The 12,228-nt window shown below is 71.8% G+C and carries 10 protein-coding genes; 9 read left to right on the forward strand and 1 reads right to left on the reverse strand.

The features are described 5' to 3' along the window. The first annotated feature begins 24 nt into the window (after window positions 1–24). The 4 genes from ACZ68L_RS32890 to ilvD all read left to right on the forward strand — a co-directional run bounded on the left by ACZ68L_RS32890 (window position 25) and on the right by ilvD (window position 4,688). Entirely contained in the window at window positions 25–972 is a 948-nt protein-coding gene (locus tag ACZ68L_RS32890; protein WP_469584363.1) for a Ppx/GppA family phosphatase, read from the forward strand. Between the two features lie 217 nt (window positions 973–1,189). Beyond that, entirely contained in the window at window positions 1,190–2,017 is an 828-nt protein-coding gene (locus ACZ68L_RS32895; RefSeq protein WP_469584366.1) for a sugar phosphate isomerase/epimerase family protein, read from the forward strand. Beyond that, window positions 2,014–2,655 (forward strand): TetR/AcrR family transcriptional regulator, encoded by a 642-nt coding sequence (locus ACZ68L_RS32900; RefSeq protein WP_469584369.1) that lies wholly within the window; start codon window positions 2,014–2,016, stop codon window positions 2,653–2,655. Before ACZ68L_RS32895 ends, ACZ68L_RS32900 begins: the two co-directional genes overlap by 4 nt. 182 nt (window positions 2,656–2,837) lie before the next feature. Next, on the forward strand, window positions 2,838–4,688 hold the full coding sequence (gene ilvD / locus ACZ68L_RS32905; RefSeq protein WP_469584372.1) for a dihydroxy-acid dehydratase: 1,851 nt from the start codon (window positions 2,838–2,840) through the stop codon (window positions 4,686–4,688). A 39-nt stretch (window positions 4,689–4,727) separates the two neighbouring features. Here ilvD and ACZ68L_RS32910 read toward each other — a convergent pair whose 3' ends face one another. Then, on the reverse strand, window positions 4,728–7,052 hold the full coding sequence (locus ACZ68L_RS32910) for a protein kinase domain-containing protein (protein ID WP_469584374.1): 2,325 nt from the start codon (window positions 7,050–7,052) through the stop codon (window positions 4,728–4,730). A gap of 137 nt (window positions 7,053–7,189) precedes the next feature. Between ACZ68L_RS32910 and ACZ68L_RS32915 the strand changes: the two genes are divergently transcribed. The 5 genes from ACZ68L_RS32915 to proC all read left to right on the forward strand — a co-directional run bounded on the left by ACZ68L_RS32915 (window position 7,190) and on the right by proC (window position 11,584). Further along, window positions 7,190–7,516 carry an SH3 domain-containing protein gene (locus ACZ68L_RS32915; RefSeq protein WP_469584377.1) on the forward strand — a complete coding sequence of 109 codons (327 nt, stop codon included), beginning with the start codon at window positions 7,190–7,192 and terminating at the stop codon, window positions 7,514–7,516. A 115-nt stretch (window positions 7,517–7,631) separates the two neighbouring features. After that, window positions 7,632–8,195, forward strand: coding sequence for a hypothetical protein (locus ACZ68L_RS32920; RefSeq protein ID WP_469584380.1), 564 nt, complete (start codon window positions 7,632–7,634; stop codon window positions 8,193–8,195). An 868-nt stretch (window positions 8,196–9,063) separates the two neighbouring features. Next, window positions 9,064–9,831 carry an ABC transporter ATP-binding protein gene (locus ACZ68L_RS32925; RefSeq protein ID WP_469584381.1) on the forward strand — a complete coding sequence of 256 codons (768 nt, stop codon included), beginning with the start codon at window positions 9,064–9,066 and terminating at the stop codon, window positions 9,829–9,831. Continuing rightward, a complete protein-coding gene (locus tag ACZ68L_RS32930; protein ID WP_469584384.1) occupies window positions 9,828–10,658 on the forward strand; it encodes an ABC transporter permease in 831 nt (276 codons plus the stop codon). The genes ACZ68L_RS32925 and ACZ68L_RS32930 overlap by 4 nt, the downstream gene beginning before the upstream one ends. Before the next feature lie 116 nt (window positions 10,659–10,774). After that, window positions 10,775–11,584, forward strand: coding sequence for a pyrroline-5-carboxylate reductase (gene proC, locus ACZ68L_RS32935; RefSeq protein ID WP_469584386.1), 810 nt, complete (start codon window positions 10,775–10,777; stop codon window positions 11,582–11,584). Window positions 11,585–12,228: the final 644 nt, after the last annotated feature.

A 12,228-nucleotide genomic window follows, 5' to 3' on the forward strand; every position in this document is an offset into this window, starting at 1 on the left:
CGCCGCCCCGGTAGCGTTCCGGGTATGAGACTCGGAGTCCTCGACGTGGGTTCGAACACCGTGCATCTGCTGGTGGTGGACGCGCACCCCGGTGCGCGCCCGCTGCCCGCGCACTCGCACAAGGCGGAACTGCGCCTGGCCGAACTCCTCGACGAGGACGCGGCGATCGGCCCCCACGGCGTGGACCGGCTCGTGGCGACGATCACCGATGCGCTGCAGGCCGCCGAGGACAAGGGGTGCGAGGACGTCCTGCCGTTCGCCACGTCCGCGGTGCGGGAGGCGAGCAACGCCGACCAGGTGCTGGCCCGGGTACGGGAGGAGACGGGCGTCGACCTCGCCGTCCTCAGCGGCGCGGAGGAGGCCCGGCTCACCTTCCTCGCCGCCCGCCGCTGGTTCGGCTGGTCGGCGGGGCGGCTGCTGGTCCTGGACATCGGCGGCGGCTCGCTGGAGGTCGCGTACGGCATGGACGAGGAGCCGGACGCCGCGGTGTCGCTGCCGCTCGGGGCAGGCCGGCTGACCGCCGGATGGCTGCCGGGCGATCCGCCGGACCCGGCGGACGTGAAGGCACTGCGCCGCCATGTACGGGCCAGGATCGCCCGGAGTGTCGGCGAATTCACCCGCCTCGGGCGCCCGGACCATGTCGTCGGCACCTCCAAGACCTTCAAACAGCTCGCCAGGATCGCGGGCGCCGCGCGTACCACCGACGGTCTGTACGTGCAGCGCGCCCTCACCCGCAAGTCGCTGGAGGAGTGGGTGCCGAAGCTGGCGTCGATGACCGTGCGGCAGCGGTGCGACCTGCCCGGGGTCTCCGAGGGCCGGGCGGCGCAGCTGCTGGCCGGGGCGCTGGTCGCGGAAGGTGCCATGGATCTGTTCGGGGTCGAGGAGCTGGAGATCTGCCCCTGGGCGCTGCGCGAGGGCGTCATCCTGCGCCGCCTGGACCACCTGCCCACGGAGCAGGCCGCGCTGCGCTGAGTGCCGGAAGGCCGGCCCGGGGCCCGCCGGGTGTCGCGGGGTCGGCCGGGGGTCGCTGAGCGCCGGACGACCGACCGGGGCCGGGGGCCGCTGAAGCGCCGGAAGGCCGGCCCGGGGCCCGCCGGGTGCCGCAGGACCTGCCGGGGGCCGCCATGGCCCTTCTCACTTTCCGCCGAGGTCTCTCGGCGAGGCGTACCGCTGCCCGTACGCTGTCCCAGTGGCAGAACCAGTGGTGCGCATCCCGGATGCGAAGGTCGCCCTGTCGACGGCATCCGTCTATCCGGAGTCGACGTCGACGGCCTTCGAGATCGCCGCGCGTCTCGGTTACGACGGCGTCGAGGTCATGGTGTGGACCGACCCCGTCAGCCAGGACATCGAGGCCCTGCGACGGCTCTCGGACTACCACGGGGTACCGATCCTCGCCGTCCACGCGCCCTGCCTCCTGATCACACAGCGCGTCTGGTCCACCGATCCGTGGGTGAAGCTCCAGCGGGCCCGTGCCGCCGCCGAGAAGCTCGGAGCGACGACCGTCGTCGTGCACCCGCCGTTCCGTTGGCAGCGCAACTACGCGCGCGACTTCGTCAGGGGGATCTGGCGCATGGCGGACGAGACCGACGTGCGGTTCGCGGTCGAGAACATGTACCCCTGGCGCTACCGGGACCGCGAGATGCTCGCGTACGCCCCCGACTGGGACGTCACCAACGACGACTACCGCCACTTCACCGTGGACCTCTCGCACACCGCGACGGCCCGCACCGACGGCATGGCGATGGTCGACCGGATGGGCGGCCGGCTCGCCCACATCCATCTCGCCGACGGCAAGGGCTCCAACAAGGACGAGCACCTGGTGCCCGGCCGTGGCGACCAGCCCTGCGCCGAACTCCTGGAGCATCTGGCCCGTACCGGCTTCGGCGGCCATGTCGTCATCGAGGTCAACACCCGGCGTGCCATGTCCGCTGCCGAACGCGAGGCCGACCTGGCGGAGGCGCTGGCCTTCACCCGGCTCCACCTGGCGTCCTCCTCGGCCGAGGCGCCGCGCCCGTGACCGACGGCCCCACCGACGCCGACGGCCCCGCGAACCCCGCCCCCAGGCGCCGAGGGCGCCCCTCCCGCACGGCCGACACCACCGGCCCCGACGCCCGTACCCGCATCCTGGAGGCCGCCCGCACCGAATTCGCGGAGCGCGGCTACGACAAGACGTCGATCCGGGGCATCGCCAAGGCGGCAGGCGTCGACTCCGCCCTCGTCCACCACTACTTCGGTACGAAGGACGAGGTCTTCGCGGCCGCCATCGAGCTCTCCTTCGAGCCGGCCCTGGTGATCCCGGCCATCCTGGGCAGCGGCACCGACGGCCTGGGGGAGCGGCTGGCCCGCTATTTCATCGCCGTGTGGGAGAACCCGGCGACGAGGGTTCCGCTGCTGGCGGTCATGCGGTCCGCGCTGACGCACGAGGCGGCGGCGAAGGTCCTCCGCGGCTTCGTCCTGCGCCGCCTCCTGGAACGCATCGCGGAGACACTGGACGTCCCGGACGCGACCTTCCGCGCGGAACTGGCCGCCTCGCACATGCTGGGGATCGCGATGCTGCGCTACGTCATCCAGGCGGAGCCACTGGCTTCGGCACCTCCCGAACAAATCATCGAGATGGTGGCGCCGACGCTGCAGCGGTACCTGACGGAATCCTGATCCCACCACCGCGGCCTGCGGTGAAGCCGCCCCGCCCGCCGCGTGCTCCGCCACCCCCGTACCGCCTCGACGCGCCGCCCACCCACCGAGCATGCCGTCCCGAATAGCGGACACCGTGTCCAGATCTTGGAGCCGGAGGCGTAGGCTCGAAGAAGTCTTTTCTGTCGAAGGAGCGAGCGACGATGCCCCAGCTGAGGTCCCGCACTGTCACCCACGGCCGCAACATGGCGGGCGCCCGCGCCCTTATGCGGGCCTCGGGCGTAGCGAGCGAGGACATCGGCAAGCCGATCATCGCGGTCGCCAACTCCTTCACCGAGTTCGTCCCCGGCCACACCCACCTGGCTCCCGTCGGCCGGATCGTCTCCGACGCGATCAAGGCCGCGGGTGCCGTGCCCCGCGAGTTCAACACGATCGCCGTCGACGACGGCATCGCGATGGGCCACGCCGGGATGCTGTACAGCCTCCCCTCCCGCGACCTGATCGCCGACTCCGTCGAGTACATGGTCGAGGCGCACTGCGCGGACGCGCTGATCTGCATCTCCAACTGCGACAAGATCACCCCCGGCATGCTGATGGCCGCGATGCGCCTCAACATCCCGACGGTCTTCGTCTCCGGCGGCCCGATGGAGGCCGGCCGGGCCACCCTCGTGGACGGCACGGTCCGCAAGCTCGACCTGATCAACGCGATCAGTGACGCCGTCAACGAGAACGTCTCGGACGAGGACATCCTCCGTATCGAGGAGAACGCCTGCCCCACCTGCGGCAGCTGTTCCGGCATGTTCACCGCCAACTCGATGAACTGTCTGACCGAGGTCCTCGGTCTCTCCCTCCCCGGCAACGGCTCGGTCCTCGCCACGCACACCGCCCGCAGGGCGCTGTACGAGGACGCCGGCCGCACGGTCGTCGAGATCACCAAGCGCTACTACGAGCAGGACGACGCGACGGTCCTGCCCCGCTCCATCGGTACCCGCGCCGCGTTCGACAACGCCATGGCGCTGGACATCGCCATGGGCGGCTCGACCAACACGATCCTGCACCTGCTCGCCGCCGCGCAGGAGGCCGAGCTCTCCTACGACCTCGACGACATCAACGAGGTCTCGCGCCGCGTCCCCTGCCTGTCCAAGGTCGCGCCCAATGTGGCGCCCGGCGGTACGTACTACATGGAGGACGTGCACCGGGCCGGCGGCATCCCCGCCATCCTGGGCGAGCTGCACCGCGGCGGCCTGCTCAACGAGGACGTGCACTCGGTCCACTCCGACTCCCTCGCCGAGTGGCTGAAGAACTGGGACGTCCGTGGCGGCTCCCCGTCCCCGGCGGCCGTCGAGCTGTGGCACGCGGCCCCCGGATGCGTCCGCTCCGCGACCGCCTTCTCGCAGTCCGAGCGCTGGGAGACCCTCGACCTGGACGCGGCCGGCGGCTGCATCCGCGACATGGCGCACGCGTACTCCAAGGACGGCGGCCTCGCGGTCCTCAAGGGGAACCTCGCCGAGGACGGCTGCGTCGTGAAGACGGCGGGCGTCGACGAGTCGATCTGGACCTTCGAGGGCCCGGCGGTCGTCTGCGAGTCGCAGGAGGAGGCCGTCGACAAGATCCTCCGCAAGGAGATCAAGGAGGGCGACGTCGTCGTCATCCGTTACGAGGGCCCGCGCGGCGGCCCCGGCATGCAGGAGATGCTCTACCCCACGTCCTTCCTCAAGGGCCGCGGCCTCGGCAAGAGCTGCGCCCTGGTGACCGACGGCCGCTTCTCCGGCGGCACGTCGGGGCTGTCCATCGGCCACGCGTCGCCGGAGGCCGCGTCGGGCGGCACCATCGCGCTCGTCGAGGACGGCGACCGGATCAGGATCGACATCCCGAACCGCTCGATCGAGCTCCTCGTCCCCGAGGCCGAGCTGACCGCCCGCCGCGAGGCGCTGAACGGCGTGTACGCGCCGAAGAACCGCGACCGCAAGGTCAGTGCGGCGCTGCGCGCGTACGCGGCGATGGCGACGAGCGCGGACCGGGGCGCGGTGCGGGACGTGTCCAGGCTCGGCTGAACCGAGCCGCGAACGCCGTGGAAGGTCAGGACCCCGCTCTCACCAGTGAGCGGGGTCCTTGCCGTCCACGCCGAACACGGACCCGTCGGGCGCCGTCCCGAAGACCGTCCGGCCGACGGCGACGGGGGCGGGCAGTGTCGAGGCGTAGCTGAGCTTCCCGTCCCGGAGCCGGGGGCTCGTCTGGCCCAGCAGGGTTCCGCGCTCGGTGTCCACGGCGAGCAGGCGCCCGTCCGCCGCGGAGAAGTACAGCCGGCTCCCGGTGGCGAGCACGGGCGCCGACGTCCGCCCGGCCGCGGTCTCCAACTGCCAGAGAACGGCTCCGCCGTCCCGCTTTCCGGTGCTCTTCCCGCCGCGCTCTTCGTCCTTTCCGGCGCCTCTTTCGCCGGCCGGGCGCGTGTCGACGGCGACCAGGGTTCCGCCGTGGGCCAGCAGATAGGCGGTGTCCCCACCCACCGCGGCCTCCGGTTCGTTCATCCGGAACGGCAGTGCCACCCGTGTGACGTGCCCGCTCCCCGGGTAGTAGCGGACGAGTCCGACGGTCTGGGCGTCCCCGTTCATGGATGTCAGGACGAGTGCGCCGCCGGAGGTCCCCACCGGGGTGAGCATTCCGTTCAGCCGCCGCTGCCACGCCGCGTGCCCGGAAGCCGCGTCGAGCGCCGTAACCAGCGTGGTGGACCCGGAGGCCGAGTGCTCGAACGCGTAGGCGAGCCCGGACGCGTCGTCGTACAGCGCGAAGTCCGGGCGCCGATGCCCCGCGAGCGAATGCCGCCAGCGGGACACGCCGGTGGCCGAGTCGAGCGCCTCGGCCGTACCGTCCTCGGCCGACAGCAGCAGCGTGTTCCCCGCGGCGAAGGGCGTGCCGACGTACGGGGAGAGATCCGCGGCCCAGACCTGTTCGCCCTTGGCCGGGTCGTACGCCCGGAGCTTCCCGCCCGGCACGGCCTTGTGCACCAGACCGCCGGAGACCGACAGCACGCCGTCCGAGGGAGCGTTCCCGGCGGAGCGACGGGACCACAGCACCCGGCCGTCGGCGGGATCCAGCCGGGCGGCGCCGACACCGCCCGCGGCGCAGAACAACGCCGCGGTCCGGCCGGACGCCCCCTCCTCGGCCTTCTCGCCGGTGCCGCCCGCCGAGGAACAGACCGGCGTCGCGCTGCCCGAGGTCACGAGCGGTGTCCGCCACGGCGCGAACGCCGCCACCGACCCCTTCGCGCCACCTGACTCCCCCGACTCGCCGGAGCCGCCCACGAGACCGGCCGCCCACACCCCGCCGGCACCCATGACGAGCAGTGCGGCCGCGGCGGCTGCCAGCTGCCACCGCCGTTTGCCGCCGCCGTTCGCGATGCCCTTCCTGCCCCGGCCGGCTCCGCCCGCGCCCACATGCGTGTCGGCCTCCGCCCCAGCCCCGGTCTCCGGCGTCGCGACCGCAGGGCCTTCGGCTCCCACGTCGGCTCCGGCTCCGGCCTCGGATCCGGCTTCGGCTCGGTTCCCGACGGCGCCGGCCCGCCGCTGCGACGGTATGAACGCGGCGGCGTCGTACGAAGGAGGGCGCAGCGCCGACATGATCTCGTCCGGGGTGGGCCGCTCCGCGGGGTCCTTCGCCAGGCACTGCCCGATCAGCGGAGCCAGGTCCGTCGGCACCCCCGCCAGATCGGCCTCGTCGTGCACCACCTGGTAGGCCACGATGTACGGGCTGTCGGAGTCGAAGGGCCCCCGGCCGGTCGCCGCGTGGACGAGCACGGCCCCCAGCGCGAACACGTCTGCGGCGGGCCCGACCTCGCGCGGCCGCTGGAACTGCTCGGGCGCCATGTACGGCGGCGAGCCGATCAGTTTGCCCGTCTCGGTGCGCAGGTCGCTGTCGTACGGCCGGGAGATCCCGAAGTCGATGACCTTGGGCCCGGAGTCGGAGAGCAGCACATTGCTCGGCTTGAGGTCGCGGTGGATGACCCCGGCCCGGTGGATGTCGCGCAGCGCCTCGGCGAGGCCCGCCGTCAGCCTGCGCAGTTCGGCGGGAGCCATCGGCCCGTTCCGCTTCACCTGATCCGAGAGCGTGGGACCGGGCACGTACAGCGTGGCCATCCACGGGCGCGCGGCATCCGGATCGGCATCGACGACCGATGCGGTGAAGGCCCCGCTGACCCGTCTCGCCGCCCCGACCTCCTGCCGGAAACGAGCCCTGAACTCGGGGTCCGCGGAGTAGTGCCGATGCACCACCTTGACGGCGAGCTGAAGCCCCGAGGTGGAGCGCGCCAGATGCACGACGCCCATGCCGCCCGCGCCGAGACAGGCCTCAAGGCGGTACTGACCGGCGTACTCCGGATGCTCCGCTTCCGGATTTGCTCCGGTACCTCGCAGCGGCGGCATCGCCCACCCCCGTGTGTTCGTCCGCAAGCGCGACGCACGGAGCCTAGTCGATGGTGCGTGCGATGCGGCCGGGGCTTGTAGCCTGCGCGTCGTACACACCGTCTCGTACGTACCGTCTCTCAACGGGGGAGGGCCTCATGGCCATGGAAGAGCAGATCGACACCGTCACCGCCGACGCGGCCGAGGGCACGGCCGCGCTCGCCGGCACCGACGACGTCACCCGGTACCCCATCGCACCCGGCTACCGCGTCAACGTCCGCACGGGGCCGGGCACTCAGTACGGGATCGTCCGGACGCTCCCGTACGGAATGAAGGTTCCGGTCTACTGCCAGAAGCCGGGGGAGCGGGTCACCGGCCCGTACGGCACCTCGAACATCTGGGACAACATCGCCAACGGCCAGTTCGTGGCGGACGCCTACGTCCACACGGGCAGCGACGGCTACATCGCCCCGCGCTGCGACTGACCGAGACCGCGACCCGTCCGGGGCCACGACCCGGGCAGGGCCGAGACCGGGGCGGTTCTCCCGCGTCGGTGACCGGCCCGACCGAGGCCGTGGCCGCCCGGGGATAATCGACCTCGTGAGCGAGAACAGCGAAGACCCCGGTACCGGCGCGACATCCGGCAGCACCGCGCCCGACTCCACCACTCCGGGGCCGCAGCCCGAGCCCCTGCTCTTCTTCGGTACGACCTGGGTCGACCACGACGGGGGCTACGGGCTGCGACGGGCCGGGGCGGCGGTCGGCTCCCTCGTCGCCGCGGTCGCCGCCTGCTTCGTCCTGCGCTTCGCCTACCAGGGACTGCAGATCGCCGATGTCGGCAACCTCGTCGGCATCCTGGTCGTCGCGATGTTCGCCATCTGCAGCGCGATCGCCTTCCGCAAGACATGGGAGGGGTTCAGCCGCCGCCCGGCCGATCCGGCGCGCGAGGCCAGTCTGCGCGGTCTGAAGACGATCGGCTTCGTCGGCTCGCTGATCGCGTACTTTCTCCGTACGTTCATGGAGGCGCCGGGCGAGCGACTGCGCCGCACGGAGTACGAGACGGCCCTGGCCCGCTACGCGAAGCGCCGCTCGTCCCGCACCGGGAACCCGGCCGCCCGCAAGACCACCAGGACCGCCAAGGGCAAGCGGCCCAAGCGCAAGTAGAAACCGAAAGCAGGACCCAGGGTCACACCGCACGGGCGCGGCAGCGGACTTCCTCCCTCGCGCTTTCTCCCTCGCGTGCGGGCAGCCCTCTTCGCGCGCGGTTCCGGCTTTGCGCGCGCGGCCGAGGCCCGCTCGGACAGGCCCGGCCCGCACCCGCGCGGCCAAATCCCGCGAGCACCGGCACCGGGCCCCGAGCGCGGGCCACGATGGCCCCATGTCTTCTTCCGGCTCCGGCTCCGGCTCCGGCCCGGCCCCGGCTCCTCCTCCGCCCCCGGCTCCGCCCCTGGCTCTCGCCCCCGGCCCCGACCCCGCCGCGCTCCTGATCCGACAGCCGCGGTTCCTCGCGAGCCTCTCGGGCCTTCCGTTCCGCAGCCCAGCCCTCCAGGGCCGCGGGGACCGACCGGGCCGCCCGCCGCCACTTCGGCCACAGCATGGGTACGAGGAGCGCCCCGATCCCGACGGCGACCGCGCTGCACGCACAGCGGCAGGGCGACCAGGAAGACGACGGGCGAAGCAGCGAGGTCGGCACGCGAGATCGAAAAGGATCGAAGGCTCGGGGCATCCGGAAAACCACGCACGGGAAGCACCTCCATCGACTGACGGACACGTCATGGACCGGGAGATGCGCGGATACCGGGGGACGGTGAAATTCATTGCCCTTTACGGGAGTTGCCCATCCGTCCCGTATCCGGAACCGGCCGGCGGGCACGGAAGCACAGAGAGGTGGAATGCCCCCGGCCGATCACGCCCCCAACCACTCGCACCCCAGCCACGCCAAGCCCCACCCCCGCCGCGGCTCCTCCACGCCGCCTCGCCACCGCCGCCCCGCCTCTTGACGAGGGGTACCACCAGGATCAAAATTCATCGCATGATGAATTCTTCGGGCGTCGCCATCGAGGCCCGCGGCCTCGCCGTCGTACGAGGCAGCCGCACCGTCCTCCGCGACCTCGACTTCACCGTCGAACCCGGCAGGATCACCGGCCTGCTCGGCCCCTCCGGCTGCGGCAAATCCACTCTGATGCGCGCCATCGTGGGCACCCAGGCCAAGGTCACCGGCACCCTCGACGTGCTCGGCAGCCCCGCGGGCCACCCCACCCTCCGCCCGCGCATCGGGTACGTCACCCAGGCTCCGTCCGTCTACACCGACCTGACCGTCCGGCAGAACCTCGACTACTTCGCGGCGATCCTCCAGCCGGGCCGCCGTCACCGGGACGCCCGCCGCGCCGCGGTCGCCCGCGCGATCACCGAGGTCGACCTGACCAGCCATGCCGACGCCCTGGCAGGGGCCCTCTCCGGCGGCCAGCTCACCCGGGTCTCCCTCGCCGTGGCCCTGCTCGGCACCCCCGAACTCCTGGTGCTCGACGAACCGACCGTGGGCCTGGACCCGGTACTCCGCCGCGACCTGTGGAACCTCTTCCACACCCTCGCCGCCGACCGCGGCACCACACTCCTCGTCTCCTCCCACGTCATGGACGAGGCCGAGCGCTGCCACCGCCTGCTGCTCATGCGCGAGGGCGAGATCCTCGCCGACGACACACCCGAGGCCCTGCGCACCGCCGCCCGCACCGCCACCGTCGAAGAGGCATTCCTCCACCTGGTCGACGAAGCCGCCACCCGTCAGGAGACCCTCCGATGAGCACGACCCCGACCTCGACCTCGCCTCCGGGCCCGAACTCGACCCCGCGGCCCCTGTCCCGGAGCCGCGCCCACCCGGCCGCGCCACCGCTGAGCCCCGCCCGCACCCTGGCCACCGCCGCCCGCGTCCTGCGCCAGCTGACCCACGACCCCCGCACCGTCGCGCTGCTCCTGCTGATCCCGGTCGTGATGATCACGCTGCTCCGGTACGTGTTCGACGGCAGCCCTCGCACCTTCGACGCCATCGGCGCATCGCTCCTCGGCATCTTCCCGCTGATCACGATGTTCCTGGTGACCTCGATCGCCACCCTGCGCGAACGCACCTCGGGCACGCTCGAACGCCTCCTCGCCATGCCGCTCGGCAAGGGCGACCTGATCGGCGGCTACGCCCTCGCCTTCGGCGCCGTGGCGATCCTCCAGTCCCTCCTGGCGACCGCGCTCTCGGTCTGGGTGCTCGGCCTGGACGTGACCGGCTCCGCGTGGCTGCTGCTCCTCGTCGCCCTGCTCGACGCCCTGCTCGGCACGGCGCTGGGCCTCTTCGTCTCGGCCTTCGCCGCGTCGGAGTTCCAGGCGGTCCAGTTCATGCCGGCGGTGATCTTCCCGCAGCTCCTGCTCTGCGGACTGTTCATCGCACGCGACCGGATGGCGCCCGCCCTCGAAGCGATCTCGAACGTCCTGCCCATGTCGTACGCCGTCGACGGCATGAACGAGGTCCTCCACCACACCGACGTCACCGGCGACTTCGTCCGCGACGTCCTGGTCGTCGCGGGCTGCGCCCTGCTCGTCCTCGCCCTCGGCGCGGCCACGCTCCGCCGGCGTACCGCCTGACCGCCCCCGGTGCGAGGATGACGGACACAAGCGCGGACCCGCGTACGGACCCGCGCACCGAGACCCGTCAGCACGACGCACCGAGAACAGCGAGCACAGCCCGGAGGGTGAACCGCATGACCCAGACAGTTGCCGTCCTCGGCACCGGCAAGATCGGCGAGGCCCTGCTCAGCGGCATGATCCGGGCAGGCTGGCGCCCGGCGAACCTGCTGGTCACCACCCGCCGCTCCGAACGCGCCGAGGAACTGCACAGCCGCTACGGAGTCGATTCCGTCACCAACGCCGAGGCCGCCAAGCGCGCCGACATCCTCATCCTCGCGGTCAAACCCCAGGACATGGGCCGGCTCCTCGACGAGCTCGCCGAGCACATCACCGCCGACCGCCTGGTCATCAGTGCCGCCGCAGGCATCACCACCGCCTTCATCGAGGACCGTCTCACCGCGAACACCCCGGTCGTACGCGTCATGCCGAACACCCCCGTCCTCGTCGACGAGGGCATGTCCGTCATCTCCGCGGGCAGCCACGCCACCACCGAACACCTCGCCGCCGCCGAGGCGATCTTCGGCGGCGTCGGCAAGACCCTGCGCGTTCCCGAGTCACAGCAGGACGCGGCAACCGCTCTCTCCGGTTCGGGCCCCGCGTACTTCTACTTCCTCGTCGAGGCGATGACCGACGCGGGCATCCTGCTCGGTCTGCCCCGGGCCCAGGCCCACGAACTGATCGTCCAGGCCGCCATCGGGGCCGCCGTGATGCTCCGGGACAGCGGCGAACACCCGGTCAAACTCCGCGAAGCCGTCACCAGCCCGGCCGGCACCACCATCAGTGCCATCCGCGAGCTGGAGAACCACGGTGTACGCGCCGCCCTCATCGCCGCCCTGGAAGCCGCCCGCGACCGCAGCCGCGAACTCGCCACCGGCAACGGCTGACCGGACAGGGGCTCCGCCGCGGCCTCGATCAGCTCCGAACGGCGCACCGCCTCCGCGAACCCACCGCCGGGCAACGACACGACGGTGGGTTCGCGACGACGACACCGGAACGCCAGCAGGCACCGCGACCGGCATCGACCTCGGCTCCGCCTCACCCGTGCTCACACGTACGGCCCACGGGGGCCGAGACCGCCGCGATGCCGACACCCTCACTCCCGGCCCTCGCGGCTGCCACGAGGGCCTCCATCCGGCCCCGGCTCAGTTCGGGGTTGACACGACACGCCCACAACCGTAATGTTCTCCGAGTTGTCCGACGTGAGCGCCGACCCCGGTCGGTCCCCGGACAGCCATTTCGCAGTAACCACATCTCGTCGGCGACGTCTGTCGCCCGACTTCCTGTGCGCATTTGCGAAATGAGGAATCCGCGTTCGAAGGAACGCGACCCCGATTAGCGTCGAGGCCCAGGATTCCGCTAAAGTCTCACTCGTCGGAACGGCTCAACGGCCGGGAAGACAAACCCCGCTGACTGGGAATCAGGCCCGAAAGGATCTGATAGAGTCGGACTCGCCGGAAAGGGAAACGCGAAAGCGTGGAACTGGAAAGCGGCCCCGCTTCGACCGGGAATCGGACACGAAAGAGTCTGA

The organism is Streptomyces sp. NPDC104309 (assembly GCF_055584025.1).